Origin of the sequence: Streptomyces sp. 3211.6 (genome assembly GCF_003634815.1) — a bacterium.
In the GTDB taxonomy this organism is placed as follows: domain Bacteria; phylum Actinomycetota; class Actinomycetes; order Streptomycetales; family Streptomycetaceae; genus Streptomyces; species Streptomyces katrae_A.
Genome location: NZ_RBXC01000001.1, coordinates 1,243,431 through 1,256,633 on the forward strand (window position 1 = coordinate 1,243,431; position 13,203 = coordinate 1,256,633).

Annotated in this window: 15 protein-coding genes; 7 read left to right on the forward strand and 8 right to left on the reverse strand. The window is 73.5% G+C overall.

The window, feature by feature from the left end; genetic code table 11:
* Positions 1–9: 9 nt before the first annotated feature.
* Complete coding sequence (locus BX286_RS05860; protein WP_121014674.1) at positions 10–357, reverse strand: thioredoxin family protein; 348 nt, start codon at positions 355–357, stop codon at positions 10–12.
* A 239-nt stretch (positions 358–596) separates the two neighbouring features.
* Here BX286_RS05860 and BX286_RS05865 point away from each other — a divergent pair, with 239 nt between their 5' ends.
* Positions 597–1,319, forward strand: a complete 723-nt coding sequence (locus tag BX286_RS05865) for a 1-acyl-sn-glycerol-3-phosphate acyltransferase (protein WP_100865288.1) — start codon at positions 597–599, stop codon at positions 1,317–1,319.
* A 4-nt stretch (positions 1,320–1,323) separates the two neighbouring features.
* Here BX286_RS05865 and BX286_RS05870 read toward each other — a convergent pair whose 3' ends face one another.
* Positions 1,324–1,938: a CGNR zinc finger domain-containing protein gene (locus tag BX286_RS05870; RefSeq protein ID WP_121014675.1), complete on the reverse strand. Its 615-nt coding sequence runs from the start codon at positions 1,936–1,938 to the stop codon at positions 1,324–1,326.
* Between the two features lie 82 nt (positions 1,939–2,020).
* Here BX286_RS05870 and BX286_RS05875 point away from each other — a divergent pair, with 82 nt between their 5' ends.
* Positions 2,021–3,289: an MFS transporter gene (locus BX286_RS05875; RefSeq protein WP_121014676.1), complete on the forward strand. Its 1,269-nt coding sequence runs from the start codon at positions 2,021–2,023 to the stop codon at positions 3,287–3,289.
* Here the strand turns inward: BX286_RS05875 and BX286_RS05880 are convergent.
* The 5 genes from BX286_RS05880 to BX286_RS05900 form a co-directional block, all read right to left on the reverse strand.
* On the reverse strand, positions 3,225–3,869 hold the full coding sequence (locus BX286_RS05880) for a transglutaminase family protein (protein WP_079424391.1): 645 nt from the start codon (positions 3,867–3,869) through the stop codon (positions 3,225–3,227). The genes BX286_RS05875 and BX286_RS05880 overlap by 65 nt on opposite strands.
* 86 nt (positions 3,870–3,955) lie before the next feature.
* Entirely contained in the window at positions 3,956–5,050 is a 1,095-nt protein-coding gene (locus tag BX286_RS05885; protein WP_398898238.1) for a threonine aldolase family protein, read from the reverse strand.
* Complete coding sequence (locus BX286_RS05890) at positions 5,029–5,784, reverse strand: SDR family oxidoreductase (RefSeq protein WP_079424394.1); 756 nt, start codon at positions 5,782–5,784, stop codon at positions 5,029–5,031. The genes BX286_RS05885 and BX286_RS05890 overlap by 22 nt, the downstream gene beginning before the upstream one ends.
* A 26-nt stretch (positions 5,785–5,810) precedes the next feature.
* Complete coding sequence (locus BX286_RS05895; protein WP_079424396.1) at positions 5,811–7,217, reverse strand: DUF6421 family protein; 1,407 nt, start codon at positions 7,215–7,217, stop codon at positions 5,811–5,813.
* 173 nt (positions 7,218–7,390) lie between these two features.
* Positions 7,391–8,533 (reverse strand): LLM class flavin-dependent oxidoreductase, encoded by a 1,143-nt coding sequence (locus BX286_RS05900; protein WP_121014678.1) that lies wholly within the window; start codon positions 8,531–8,533, stop codon positions 7,391–7,393.
* 49 nt (positions 8,534–8,582) lie between these two features.
* Between BX286_RS05900 and BX286_RS05905 the strand changes: the two genes are divergently transcribed.
* Positions 8,583–9,221, forward strand: coding sequence for a PadR family transcriptional regulator (locus BX286_RS05905; protein WP_237292638.1), 639 nt, complete (start codon positions 8,583–8,585; stop codon positions 9,219–9,221).
* 190 nt (positions 9,222–9,411) lie between these two features.
* Entirely contained in the window at positions 9,412–10,104 is a 693-nt protein-coding gene (locus BX286_RS05910; protein ID WP_079424401.1) for a glycerophosphodiester phosphodiesterase family protein, read from the forward strand.
* Between the two features lie 51 nt (positions 10,105–10,155).
* Here the strand turns inward: BX286_RS05910 and BX286_RS05915 are convergent, their stop codons facing one another.
* Positions 10,156–10,695 (reverse strand): GNAT family N-acetyltransferase, encoded by a 540-nt coding sequence (locus BX286_RS05915; protein ID WP_079424403.1) that lies wholly within the window; start codon positions 10,693–10,695, stop codon positions 10,156–10,158.
* A gap of 142 nt (positions 10,696–10,837) precedes the next feature.
* Between BX286_RS05915 and BX286_RS05920 the strand changes: the two genes are divergently transcribed.
* The 3 genes from BX286_RS05920 to BX286_RS05930 all read left to right on the forward strand — a co-directional run bounded on the left by BX286_RS05920 (position 10,838) and on the right by BX286_RS05930 (position 13,194).
* Positions 10,838–11,416: a DUF5134 domain-containing protein gene (locus BX286_RS05920; RefSeq protein ID WP_121014679.1), complete on the forward strand. Its 579-nt coding sequence runs from the start codon at positions 10,838–10,840 to the stop codon at positions 11,414–11,416.
* 112 nt (positions 11,417–11,528) lie between these two features.
* Complete coding sequence (locus tag BX286_RS05925; protein WP_121014680.1) at positions 11,529–12,464, forward strand: M56 family metallopeptidase; 936 nt, start codon at positions 11,529–11,531, stop codon at positions 12,462–12,464.
* A 106-nt stretch (positions 12,465–12,570) separates the two neighbouring features.
* Entirely contained in the window at positions 12,571–13,194 is a 624-nt protein-coding gene (locus BX286_RS05930) for a TetR/AcrR family transcriptional regulator (RefSeq protein ID WP_079424409.1), read from the forward strand.
* Positions 13,195–13,203: the final 9 nt, after the last annotated feature.

Genomic DNA, 13,203 nt, shown 5'->3' on the forward strand with positions numbered 1-13,203 from the left:
GCGCGGGCCTCACACCGCCGCCCCCAGGGCGGCGATCACATCCGCCTTGCGCGGCATCCCGACGGCCCGCCGCACGATCCGGCCCGCGCCGTCCAGGACGAACACGGTCGGGGTCTTCTCCACGCCCAGGGCGCGCACGAGCGCGAGGTTGCGTTCGGCGTCGATCTCGATGTGCTCGACCCCGTCCACCATGGCGGCGATCTCGGCGAGGATCCTGCGGGTGGCCCGGCAGGGCTGGCAGAAGGCGGTGGAGAACTGCACCAGGCTGGCCCGCCGCCCCGGCTCCCGGCCCAGCTCGGCGGCGCCGAGGCGGCCCGCTCCGGCCGCCGCCCCGGCGGCCTCCTCGTGTTCGGGCACGCCCGCTCCTGTCTACCCTGTCCCCATGTACGCACCACCCCGGCCGCGGCCGGGAGGCTCTCCCTGTCCGAGCGCCGCCGTCACGCCGCGCATTCCCCGCGTGACGAGGATCTCCCCGTCCGCGGCCGTCCGGACTGGCCAGCGCGCCGCGTTTCGGGCACGATCCCCATGGTCGCGTACCTACGCTTCCGTAACTTCCGGCCGGGAGCACCTCCCCAGGCAGAAAGCGGGGTCTCCCCATGGCTGAGCTCGTCTACCCCCCGGTGATCGGCGCCGCGCACATGCTGTTCCGCGCGCTGGACATCCGTATCGACATGAAGGGCACCGAGAACATCCCGCGCAAGGGCGGGGCGGTCCTGGTGTCGAACCACATCGGCTACCTCGACTTCATCTTCGCCGGTCTGACGGCGCGGCCGCAGAAGCGCCTCGTGCGCTTCATGGCCAAGGAGTCGGTCTTCCGGCACAAGGTGTCGGGTCCGCTGATGCGCGCGATGAAGCACATCCCGGTGGACCGGCAGCAGGGCGAGTCCGCCTACCAGCACGCGCTGGACTCGCTGCGCTCCGGCGAGATCATCGGCGTGTTCCCGGAGGCGACGATCTCCCAGTCGTTCACCCTCAAGAGCTTCAAGTCGGGCGCCGCGCGGATGGCGCAGGAGGCCGGGGTGCCGCTGATCCCGGTGGCGCTGTGGGGCACCCAGCGCCTGTGGACCAAGGGCCGCCCGAAGAACCTCAAGCGCAGCCACATCCCGGTGACCATGCGGGTCGGCGAGCCGATCGAAGCCCCCAAGGACCAGTACGCGGGGGCCATCACCCGCCGGCTGCGCGAGCGCGTGCAGGAGCTGCTGGAGGCGGCGCAGGCCGCCTACCCGGCCAAGCCGCAGGGCACCGAGGACTCCTGGTGGCTGCCGGCCCACCTCGGCGGGACCGCGCCCACGGCCGCACAGGTCAAGGAAGCGGGCTGACAGGTCAAGGAAGCGGGCCGGTCGCGGCCCCGGGCCCCCGCCCCGGCGCGGCCGCTTCGCGTCTGCGCCGCCGGTGGGCGGCGACCCGGGCGCGGGTGGCGCAGGTGGGCGTGCAGTAGCGGCGGGCGCTGCCGGGGCCGGTACCGAGGAAGAGCCGCCCGCAGCCCGGCGCGGCGCAGGCGCCCCAGGCGATGCGGCCGTACTCCGTGAGCAGCTGGGCCAGGGCGAGGGCGCCGGAGGCGAGGAGCCAGTCCCCCCAGCGGGCTCCGTCGCCCCGGTCCACGTGCAGGTGCCAGGGGTGGCCGTCGTGCCGGGTCAGCCGGGGCCGGGTGCCGCACTCCTCCAGCAGCCCGTTGAGGGCTTCGGCCACCCGGTCCTCGTCGGTCTCGGCGATGACGAGCGCCATCCGGCGGGCCGCGGCGCGCAGTTCCGCCGCTTCCGGCTCCCCGAAGGCCTCCGGGGCCAGGTCGGCCGGGTGCTCCCCGTGCCGGGCGAGCAGGGTGGCGAGCTCGTCGCGGGGCAGGGCGGGGTCCGCGCGCACCGCCTCGGCCAGCTCGATCAGGCGGCCTGCCGCCGAGAACCCCGCGGCTGCCGCACCCGTCGTGGGCGGATCCCCCATCGCGGACTCCTTTGCCCTTACATCCGTCTGACGTAACGTCTTGGATGCACAACACGTTACCGAACGGGGAGGGGGTCCGCCGATGGGCGGGTTCGGGCGGTACCTGGCGGCGGCGCTGGCCGGGCGGTTCGCGTCCGAGGGAATGGGGATGGCGGTGGTGCTGCTCGCGCTGGAGCGGACGGGCAGCGCCGCGCACGGGGCGTTCGTGCTGACCGCCTGGATGGCCCCGCACGTACTGGCCGCGCCGCTGGCGGGGGCCGCCGCGGCGCGGGCGCGCAGGCCCCGCCTGTTCTACGCGGGCGCGCTGGCGGGGTTCACGGTCGCGGTGGCCGCGCTGGCGGCGCTGCTCGGGCGGGCCCCGATGGCGGTGGTGCTGGCGGTGGCGGTGCTGGGCGGGTCGTGCGGCCCGGTGGTGACGGGCGGGCTGTCGAGCCTGGTCGCGGGGCTGGTGCCGGAGGGGCCGCGGCGGGACCGGGCGTACGGCTGGGACGCCTCGACGTACAACGCGGCCGCGGTGACGGCCCCCGCGGTGGTCAGCCTGGCGGGGGCGGCGGTCTCGGCGGGGCCCGCGATGGGGGTGCTGGCGCTGTCGGCGGCGCTGGCCGCCGCCCTGGCCGCCTCCCTGCCGTACGGGAACGGAACCCCTCACGGGGCCCCGCACGAGGACCCGGGCGCGGGTACCCGGCCGCAGGCGCCCCGCGCCGGGCTCGGGGCGGGGCTGGCCGCGCTGTGGCGGGTCCGGGACCTGCGGGCGATCACCTCGGCGACGACGCTGGCCTTCGTCGGCGTCGGGGCGCTGACGACCACCTCCGTGCTGCTGGCCCGCGCCCTGGGCAGCCCCGGCGCGGGCGGGGTGCTGATGACGGCCTTCGCCCTCGGCGCGCTGGCCGGGTCGCTCACGCTGGGCCGGATGACCTCGGTGGCGCCGGGCCGGCTGGCCCGCTGGGCGATGGCGGGGACGGGTGCGGCGCTCGCGGTGGCGGCGTTCGCCCCGTCGGTCGCGCCGGCCGCGGCCGCGTTCGCGGCGGCGGGGGTGTGCGACGGGCCGCTGCTGACGGCCACGCTGCGGATCCGCTCGGAGCACGCGCCGGGCGCGGTGCGGGCGCAGGTGTTCACCCTGGGGGCCGGGCTGAAGGTGACGGCGGCTTCCACGGGGGCCGCCCTGGTGGGTCTGGCGGCCGCCGCACCGCCGTGGACGCTGCTGCTCGGGATCGCCGTGCTGCAGCTCGCGGCCGCCGCGCTGCACCTGCTGGTGGCGGGGGGCGGGCGGAGGGCGCCGATGCCGGCTACAGGGACGTCGGAAGGTTCCGCCACAGCGCCGGCCGGTCGGCGGACTCCTGGAGGGCCTTGAGCGCGGCGGGGTGCGGGGTGTCGTACAGCTCGGGGTAGTCGATCTCGCCGAGCTCCGGGCGTACGGGGAAGGCCAGTTGCTCCACGTCGAGGCTGAACCGGGCGTCGACGCCCGGCTTGTTGCCGCGCGGGTCGACCCGGGACCAGTCCTCCCGGCCGGGCAGCCGCAGGGCGACGAGGCCGTGGACGGCCAGGTCGAACCCCCCGGGGCAGGCCCCGGCCGCACTGGAGCAGCTGTCGCCGCACGCATGCGGGTCGCCGAGCAGCTGGTAGCACAGGCCCGCGGGGATGCCCTGGGCGCGCAGCAGGGCGACGAGGGCGTGGGACTTCGCGTAGCAGATGCCGTTGCGGGTGCTCAGGACGTCGGAGGCGCGCCAGGAGACCCGCAGGTCGCCGGAGTCGGCGGAGTGCGGGATGGTGTCGCGGACGAACTCGAAGGCCGCCTCGGCGTATGAATATGCATCGCCAGTGGAGGTCCAGAGGGCGTCCGCGGTCTCCTGTACCAGGGGATGCCAGTGGTCGATGGCCTCACTGGAGGCCAGATAGGCATGAATATCCGGGTTCTGTTGGATCAGTTGCATGATCCGCAGCTTAGGCATGCCACCGACCGCAGATCAATAGATTTGCGGTCGGTGGCATAAATATTCAGCTCTTTGCGGAGTGGCGCCTACCGGGCCAGCTCCTCCTTCAGGGCCTGGAGGAAGCCGTCGACGTCCTCCTCCTGCGTGTCGAAGCTGCACATCCAGCGGACGTCGCCGGCGGCCTCGTCCCAGAAGTAGAAGCGGTACCGCTCCTGGAGCCGGCGCGTGACGTCGTGCGGCAGCCGCGCGAACACCGCGTTCGCCTGCACCGGGTAGAGGATCTCCACCCCGTCGGTCTCGCGCACGCCCGCGGCGAGCCGCTGGGCCATCGCGTTGCCGTGGCGGGCGTTGCGCAGCCACAGGTCCTTGGCGAGGAGCGCTTCGAGCTGCACCGAGACGAAACGCATCTTGGAGGCCAGCTGCATGGACATCTTGCGGATGTGCTTCATCTGCCGGACCGCGTCCGGGTTGAGCACCACCACGGCCTCGCCGAACATCATGCCGTTCTTGGTGCCGCCGTACGACAGCACGTCCACCCCGACCGTGTTGGTGAAGGTGCGCATGGGAACGTCGAGCGAGGCCGCGGCGTTGGCTATCCGGGCGCCGTCGAGGTGCACCTTCATGCCCAGGGAGTGGGCGTGCTCGCAGATGGCCCTGATCTCGTCCGGGGTGTAGACGGTGCCGAGCTCGGTGTTCTGGGTGATCGAGACGACCTGGGGCATCGCCCGGTGCTCGTCCTCGAAGCCCCAAGCCTCCTGGTCGATCAGCTCGGGGGTGAGCTTCCCGTCCGGGGTGGGCACGGCCAGCAGCTTGATGCCGGCCATCCGCTCGGGCGCGCCGCCCTCGTCCACGTTGATGTGGGCCGTCTTGGCGCAGATCACCGCGCCCCACCGGTCGGTCATGGCCTGGAGGGCGACGACGTTGGCGCCCGTGCCGTTGAAGACCGGGAAGGCTTCGGCGTAGGGACCGAAGTGGCTGCGGAACACCTTCTGGAGGTGCTCGGTGTAGTCGTCCTCGCCGTAGGAGACCTGGTGGCCTTCGTTGGCGAGGGCGATGGCCGCGAGCACCTCCGGGTGGACCCCGGCGTAGTTGTCGCTGGCGAAACCGCGCACCGCCGGGTCGTGGTGGCGGCGGGCATCGGTCTTGCCGTTGTCGGTTCTCACGGTTGCGGAGTGAGCCACAGACGCTGTCCGTTCACATCGGAGGCGGGCCGCTCCCAAACGCCGGCGATGGCCTCGGCCAGCTCCTTGACGTCGGTGAAGCCCGCGAACTTCGCATTGGGGCGCTCGGCGCGCATCGCGTCGTGCACCAGTGCCTTGATCACCAGGATCGCAGCCGCGGCGGCCGGACCCTCTTCGCCCCCGACCTTGCGGAAGGAGTCCGCCATGGCCAGGGTCCAGGCCTCGGCGGCCGCCTTGCCCGCGTTGTACGCGGCGTTGTTGGCGACCGGCTTGTGCGCGCCGGACTGGCTGATCAGGACGTAGCGGCCCTGGCCGCTGCGCACGAGGGCGTCGTGGAAGGCGAGCGAAGTGTGCTGGACGGTGCGGATCAGCAGCTTCTCCAGGAGTTCCCAGTCCGCGAGGTCCACGTCGGTGAAGGTCTTGCTGCCGCGCCAGCCGCCGACGAGGTGGACCAGGCCGTCGACGCGGCCGAACTCCTTCTCGGTGCGCTCGGCCCAGGCCTTGGTGGCCTCCAGGTCGAGCAGGTCGACGGTGTCGCCGATGACGGTGGCGCCGCCGTGGGCGTAGCGGGCCGCGTCCACCGACTCGGCCAGGCGCGCGGCGTCGGCGTCGGACGCCACGACGGTGGCGCCCGCCTCGGCAAGGCGGAGCAGGGCGGCGCGGCCGGCGGGGCCGCCGGCCCCGGCCACAGCTACCACCGCTCCCTGGAGCGGGCCGTTCCCGGAGCCGTTCATCTGTGCAGCCTCCTGAGGGCGAGTGCTCACGCGGCGGTCCGCGAGGCGTCGTCGGCGTTCTGGGGAGTGATGCCCTTCGTCGAGGCGATCACGCCCTTGAGCTTCTTGGCGAGGGCCTCGTAGAACATGCTGAGCGGAAACTCGTCCGGAAGCACGTCGTCCACGAGCTTGCGCGGGGGCTGCGTCAGGTCGAGGGCGTCGGGACCCTTGGCCCACTTGGAGCCCGGGTGCGGGGCCAGGTAGGTGGAGACCAGCTCGTAGGCCTTGAACCAGTGGACCAGCTTGGGGCGGTCGATGCCCGCGCGGTACAGGTCCTCGATCTCGGCGCAGAGCTGGTTGGTGACCTGCGGGGCCCGCATCCAGTCGATCTTCAGCTTGTTGTCCGTCCAGCGCACGACGTCGTGCTTGTGGAGGTAGGCGAAGAGCAGCTGGCCGCCGAGGCCGTCGTAGTTGCGGTTGCGGTCGCCGGAGACCGGGAAGCGGAACATCCGGTCGAAGAGGACGGCGTACTGCACGTCGCGGCCGTGCTCGTTGCCCTCGGACTCGAGCTTCACGGCCTCCTTGAAGGCGGTGAGGTCGCAGCGCAGCTCCTCCAGGCCGTACATCCAGAACGGCTGGCGCTGCTTGATCATGAAGGGGTCGAACGGCAGGTCGCCGTGGCTGTGGGTGCGGTCGTGGACCATGTCCCACAGGACGAAGGCCTTCTCGCAGCGCTCCTGGTCCTCGACCATGCGGGCGATGTCCTCGGGCAGCTCGATGCCCAGGATGTCCACGGCCGCGCCGGTGACCTTGCGGTAGCGGGCCGCCTCGCGGTCGCAGAAGATGCCGCCCCAGGTGAAGCGCTCGGGGGCCTCGCGGACGGCGATGGTCTCCGGGAAGAGCACCGCGGAGTGGGTGTCGTAACCCGGGGTGAAGTCCTCGAGGGTGATGCCGAGGAAGAGCGGGTTGTCGTACCGGGTGCGCTCCAGCTCGGAGAGCCATTCGGGCCACACCATCTTCAGGACGACGGCCTCGAAGTTGCGGTCCGGGTTGCCGTTCTGGGTGTACATCGGGAAGACGACGAGGTGCTGGAGGCCGTCCTCGCGCTGCGCGGCCGGGTGAAAGGCCAGCAGGGAGTCGAGGAAGTCCGGCACGCCGAAGCCCTCGGCGACCCACTTGCGCAGGTCGGCGACGAGCGCCTTGTGGTAGTCGGCGGCGTGCGGCAGCAGCGGGGACAGGACCTCGACCGCCGCGACGACGCGCTCGACGGCGGCCTCGACCTCGGCGCGGGCGGGAGCGCCCTCGGCGTCGAAGTCGATCGAACCGTCCTTGGCCTGCCAGGGGCGGATCTCCTCCACGGCGGCCTTGAGCTCGGGCCACGCCGGGTGGTCCACCACCCGCGCCCCGGCGGTTATCACGGCCCCGCCGATGCCCGGCACAAGAGTTTCCGTCATGTCACTTCCTCCACAGGAGAACCTCGCGTTAAGACAGCGTATGCATGCGAGGCTCCCCCACTCAAGAGGAAACTCGGGAAATTTTTCTGCAATACCCCCCACTCCACCGGAAGTCTTCCCGTTACTCACGGTGGAATCCACCACTCCGCCTAGTAACCGGCGTAGCGTTCGGGCTAATCGCCGGACCGGGGGTTCACCCCTGCCCGGAAGTGCGGGATGACCTTCTCGCCCCACTGGCGCAGGGTCTCCAGGCAGGCCTCCTGCGGCACGGTGCCCATCTGGACCAGGCACATCACCTCGTCCGCGCCGGCCTCCCGCAGCCGCTCCACGTACGCGATGGCCTCGTCCGCGCTCCCGTAGGCGTGGTCGGCGTTGAAGGTGGCCGTGGAGGCGGGCCGTACGGGGATGTCCTGCTCGTGGAGGCGGGCCACCACCTGCTCGGCGGCCCGGCGCAGCTCCGCCGCCTCGTCGGCGCCCGCCACCACGGCCTCGTCCGGGACGCCCGCGCCGCCGTACCAGTGCCCGATGGCCTGGGCGAAGAAGCGCTGCCCGCGGATGCCGATCCGGCGGGCCTCCCCCGGGTCGTCCAGCACGATGGTGGGGCAGAGCACGGAAAAGTGGTCGTTGACGACGCCGGACACGAAGCGGCTGCCGTCGCGCTCCGCGCGCGCCGTGTCGTAGACGGCCCGCATCCCCGCGATGGACTCCGGCCCGGCGAAGCCCATGACCAGGGCCCCGACGCCCAGCTCGGCGGCCTTCACCAGGGTCTCGGCGCGGCTGCACGCCAGGAACAGCGGCGGGTGCGGGGCCTGCGCGGGGCGCGGCAGGACCGGGTGGGGGCCGATGTCGATCAGCTCGCCGTGGTACTCCAGTTCCTCCTCCCGCCAGGCGCTGCCGATGATCCGCAGCGCCTCCTCCACCTCGGCCTCGGTCCGGTCGCGGTCGACCCCGCACAGGGAGGTCTCCTGGAGAGTGCCGCCGCGTCCGGCGCCGAGGTCCACCCGGCCGCCGGAGAGCAGGTCGAGCATGGCGGCGCGTTCCGCCACGCGCACCGGGTGGTTGAAGCCGAAGGGCATGCACACGACGCCGTGCCCGATGCGTATGGTGTTCGTCCTGGCCGCGACCCAGCTCAGGAAGACCTCGGGGGCGCTCATGTGGGCGTACCACTTCAGCGAGTGGTGCTCGACGGCCCAGATCCGGTCGAATCCCATGCGTTCGGCGAACACCGCCTGCTCGACGCAGTCGCGGATGACCTGGTGCTCCCGCTCCACGGTGGGGTCGGCCAGCTGAGCCTCGAAGATCACGGAGAATTTCACGATGCCTCCAGAGATGCGTCCCGTGCCCGGTCTTGCTTCGATTAGGAATATGACTAGTAGTCATATTGCGAAGAAGCAAGACCTTCCGCCGACCGCATGGGCGGTTCTCGGCCTGCTGTCCTTCCCCGGCGAACGCACCGGGTACGAGCTGAAGAAGTGGGCGGACTCCTCGCTGCGCTTCTTCTACTGGTCGCCCGCCATCAGCCAGATCTACGCCGAACTGCGGCGGCTGGAGGAACTCGGGTACGCCTCCTCCGCGCGCTCGGGGCCGGAAGAGGTCCGCGCCAAGCGCCGCTACGCCATCACGGACGCGGGCCGCGCGGCCCTGGCGGGCTGGGCCGCGGACACCGCCGAGGCGGGGCCTCCGGTGCTCAAGCACGGGCTGCTGCTGCGGATCTGGCTCGGGCACCTGTCGGAGCCGGAGCGGCTGCGCGCCATGGTGGCGGACCACCTGGAGCGCACCCGGGCCGAACTGGCGGCGGTGCGGGAGGCGATGGGGCACGCGGCGGACGTGCCGGAGTGGGCCTTCCCCGCCCTCACCCTGCGCTGGGCCGAACGCCGGCACCTGGCCGAACTCGAGCTGGGCGAGGCCCTGCTGGCGGACCTGGCGCAGGCGCGGCGGCGGGCCGGATCCCGCCCCGCGCAGGCGGAGCGTCAAGCCGGCGGGGACGCGCCCACCCCCGGGTGACGCGACGGGGCGGCCCGGGCCCGCCGCCGGTCCCACACCCCTGACGGGAAGCGGCCGGAAGGCTTCCGCACGCCCCTGCACGCCCGGTCCCAACGCGCGCGGTGCGCACTAGCATGCGTCCTCACCGGGCGCGGCCGGTCGGGACACCGCGACCGCGCCGGGAGCCGCCGTCGACGGAAGCGAGAGAACCTTGACTTTCCTCACCATCGGTCACCGCGGGGTCATGGGTGTGGAACCGGAGAACACCCTTCGGTCGTTCATCCGGGCGGAACGCTGCGGGATGGACGCCATCGCGCTGGACGTACGCCTCAGCAAGGACGGCGTCCTCGTCGTCCTGCACGACGCCGAGGTGGACCGCACCACGGACGGCGCGGGCGCCGTCGCCGACCTGACCCTCGCCGAGCTGCGCGAACTGGACGCCGGCCAGGGAGAACGGGTGCCGGTCCTGGAGGAGGTCCTGGACGCCGTCCGGGTCCCGCTCCAGGTGTCGGTGCAGGATCCGGCCGCCGCCGGGGCGCTCGTGGAACTGCTCCTGCGGGACGACCTGGCCGCCCGGGTGGAGGTGGCCTCGGGCGACGCGCAGGTGCTGGCCGAGGTCGCCCGGCGGGTCCCGGGGGTGCGGACGGCGCTGCGCGTGGAGCGGCCCGGGACCGACCCCGGCGAACTGGTGGGGCTCGCCCGGGCGGCGGGTGCGGCGGCCGTCGCGGTCGACGTCCGCCGGCTGAGCCTGGAGGCGGTGGAGGCGGCGCACGGGGCGGGGCTGCGGGTGACGGGCTGGACGGTCAACAGCCTGGACCTGCTGCGGCTCGCGCGGGCCCTCCAACTGGACGGCGCCGCCACGGACTTCCCGGAGGTCCGCAGCACGGGCCGGTTCACGGCCTGAGGTCCCCCCGGCGCCCCTTGAAGGCCGCGGCCGCTCTCGCGGGCGCGGCCTTCAGAGCGCCTTGACCAGCAGCTCGAAGGCCAGGTCGTCGCGGAGCGGGATGCCGAAGCGCTCGTCGCCGTACGGGAAGGGGCTCAGCTCGCCGGTGCGCCGGTAGCCGCGGCGCACGTAGTAGGCGATGAGCTCCTCCCGTACGCTCACCACGGTCATCCGCATCTCCGCGACCTTCCAGTCCTCGCGGGCCCGGCGCTCGGCCTCGGCCATGACCTCCTTGCCGAGGCCGGCTCCCTGGAGCCCGGGCCGTACGGCGAACATGCCGAAGTAGGCGTGGTCCCCCCGGTGTTCGAGCTGGCAGCAGGCGACGAGCTCGCCGGCGCGCTCGACGACGAGGAGCGTGCTGTCCGGGTCCGCGATGATCGCGCCGACCCCGCTCGGGTCGGTGCGCTGCCCGTCCAGGAAGTCGGCCTCGGTCGTCCAGCCGGCCCGGCTGGCGTCCCCGCGGTAGGCGGACTCGACGAGGGCCACCAGGGCCGGCACGTCCTCCTCCACGGCGCTGCGGAAGCTCAGGGCGGCGGGCTGGGCGGTGGACATCGGGCGCTCCGTTCGGTGCGGCGGCAGCTCATGGGCATATGACATGACGCGGGGGTCGCAGAGAGCGTAACCCGGTCCCGCGTGAAGGGGGTGTGAGCAGGGCATCCCTTCCGGTGACGCCGACGAACCGGGAGGTTCCGCCGTGCACGGATCCGCGACGCCCCTCTCCGCCTCCGCCGCCTCCGCCTGGCTGCTGGTCCTGCTCTGCGCCGTGAGCGGTGCGTACTGCCTGCTGCGGGCCCGCAGAGCGGACCGGCGGGCGCGGGGCATGGCCGCCGGCGAGGCGGTGATGGGCCTGGGGATGGCGGCGATGGCCGTGCCCTCGGGCACCGGTCCGTGGGGTCCGCAGGTCCTCCTGGCCGTCTGCTGCGGGGCCGCGGTGCACGCACTGTGGCTGCTGCGGGGCGGGGTGCACCACGCGCACCACCTGGTCGGCACGCTGGCGATGGCGTACATGGCGCTCTCGACGACCGCCGGGGGCGGACACGTGCACGGCCGGGCCGGGCTGCCGGTGGTGACCGGGGTACTGCTCCTGTATTACGCCGGCTACGTACTGCTGGGCGGGGCCCGGCTGGTGACGTCCGGCGGCGTGCTGTCCGTGACGGCGGGCGACGGCGGGGCGGGGGCCGGCGCGGCGGGGGCCGGCGGGGCGGGGGAACTCGTCCGGGCCTGCCGACTGGCCATGGGGACGGGGATGTTGGCGATGCTGCTGACCATGTGACGGGCCGCCGGAGGGGGCCCGGCGGGCTCCCGGCGGGCGCCGGAACGTGTCCTGCGTCACCAATGCTCCCGCCCCTACCCGTAGGTAGCCCGGCGCTCATAGGCTGGCGGACATGATGGTCCCCGCCGCCCTTCTGCTGCTCGGCGCACTGACCGCGTTCCTCGCGCCCCGGCTGCTGGCCCGCGCCCAGTGGCCCGAGCGGGAACCCGTGGTGGCCTTGTGGGTGTGGCAGTGCGTGGTGGGCGCGACGTTGCTGTGCCTGGGGCTGTCGATGCTGCTGAGCGCGGCCGCCGCCTGGCAGGAGGTGCGGGGGCGCCTGTTCGCCGCGGCCCCGCACGGGGTGGTGGACGCGTACGGGCTGGGCCCGGAGGGCGGGCCCTGGGCCGCCGGGACCGCCCTGGTCCTGGCCTGCGGGGGGCTGTGGACCGCGGCGATGCTGACCCGGGAGGTGCTGCGGGCGCGCGCCCGGCGGCGCGCCCGGGGGGCCGAACTGCGGCTGCGCGCCCCGCTGCTGCCCGGCGAGGACCCGGCGGCGGCGCGCCTGGTGGTGCTGGAGGGCCCGCGTCCGGAGGCCTGGTGGCAGCCGGGGCCGGCGCCGCGGCTGGTGGTGACGACGGCGGCGCTCGGGCGGCTCAAGGGAAGCCAGCTGGACGCGGTGCTGGCGCACGAGCAGGGGCACGTGGCGGCCCGGCACGACTGGCTGCTGCACTGTTCGCGGGCGCTGTCGCGGGGGTTCCCGCAGGTGCCGGTGTTCGCGGCGTTCGAGGCGGAGATGGACCGGCTGGTGGAGCTGGCCGCCGACGACGTGGCCTCGCGCCGCTACGGCCGGCTGACGATCGCCCTCGCGCTGGTCGGTCTGAACGAGGACCGGGGCGTCTTCGGCCCCGCCTCCGCACAGGCGCACGTGCCGGAGCGGGTGAGGCGTCTGTTGTCGGCCACCCCGCGGCTGTCGGCGGGACGGCGGCTGCGGCTCGCCGCGCTGGCCACCCTGCTGCCCGCGGTACCGCTGGCGGTGGCGTTCGTACCGGGACTCAGCGCGCTGGCCTGATCCGGTCCGCCGCGCGCGCCCGCCCGAGGCGATCCCCCGCGTCGCCTCGGGCCGACGGCTTCGCGCTGAGTATATTGGCTCGAAGCCAGTCAACGCAGGAGTAAGCATGTCCCCGCGCAGCGCCTCGGTCAATGAAGAATTGCGCAGACGTTCCCGGGAGCGGCTGCTGCAGGCCACGGTCGAACTGGTTGCCGAGCGCGGCTACGAGGCCACCACGCTCGGCGACATCGCCGACCGGGCGGGCGCCGCCCGCGGCCTGGTGTCGTACTACTTCCCCGGCAAGCGGCAGCTGCTCCAGTCGGCCGTGCACCGGCTGATGCACCTGACGCTGGAAGAGGCCCTGGAGCGGGAGCCGCGCACGGACGACGGCCGGGAGCGGCTGGCCCGGGCGGTCGACGCGATCCTGGGACTGGCCCGGGACCAGCCCCGGCTGATGCGCACGCACATGGCGGGGATCCTCCAGGCGGAGGGCTTCATCCAGTGCCCGGAGCAGCAGCGGCTCGCGCAGCTGCTCCGGGAGACCGTCACCCGGTACGGCTCGGCGGACGTGGACACCGACTACCCGATGCTGCGCGCGCTGCTGATGGGGGCGGTGGTGGCGGTCCTGCTGCCGGGCGCGCCGATGCCGGCGGCGCGGCTGCGGGCCGAGCTGTTCCAGCGGTACGGACTGGAGTGGGAACGGGGGTTCCCGCCGGACGGCGGACCGCCCGGCGGAACGATTCCTCCGTGAGCCTCCCGA

Coding starts and splice junctions, on each gene's coding strand:
- BX286_RS05865 (WP_100865288.1), top strand. CDS start 597: ATGGCTGAGCTCGTCTACCCCCCGGTGATCGGCGCCGCGCACATGCTG.
- BX286_RS05870 (WP_121014675.1), bottom strand. CDS start 1,938: ATGGGGGATCCGCCCACGACGGGTGCGGCAGCCGCGGGGTTCTCGGCG.
- BX286_RS05875 (WP_121014676.1), top strand. CDS start 2,021: ATGGGCGGGTTCGGGCGGTACCTGGCGGCGGCGCTGGCCGGGCGGTTC.
- BX286_RS05880 (WP_079424391.1), bottom strand. CDS start 3,869: ATGCAACTGATCCAACAGAACCCGGATATTCATGCCTATCTGGCCTCC.
- BX286_RS05890 (WP_079424394.1), bottom strand. CDS start 5,784: ATGAACGGCTCCGGGAACGGCCCGCTCCAGGGAGCGGTGGTAGCTGTG.
- BX286_RS05895 (WP_079424396.1), bottom strand. CDS start 7,217: ATGACGGAAACTCTTGTGCCGGGCATCGGCGGGGCCGTGATAACCGCC.
- BX286_RS05905 (WP_237292638.1), top strand. CDS start 8,583: ATGACTAGTAGTCATATTGCGAAGAAGCAAGACCTTCCGCCGACCGCA.
- BX286_RS05915 (WP_079424403.1), bottom strand. CDS start 10,695: ATGTCCACCGCCCAGCCCGCCGCCCTGAGCTTCCGCAGCGCCGTGGAG.
- BX286_RS05925 (WP_121014680.1), top strand. CDS start 11,529: ATGATGGTCCCCGCCGCCCTTCTGCTGCTCGGCGCACTGACCGCGTTC.
- BX286_RS05930 (WP_079424409.1), top strand. CDS start 12,571: ATGTCCCCGCGCAGCGCCTCGGTCAATGAAGAATTGCGCAGACGTTCC.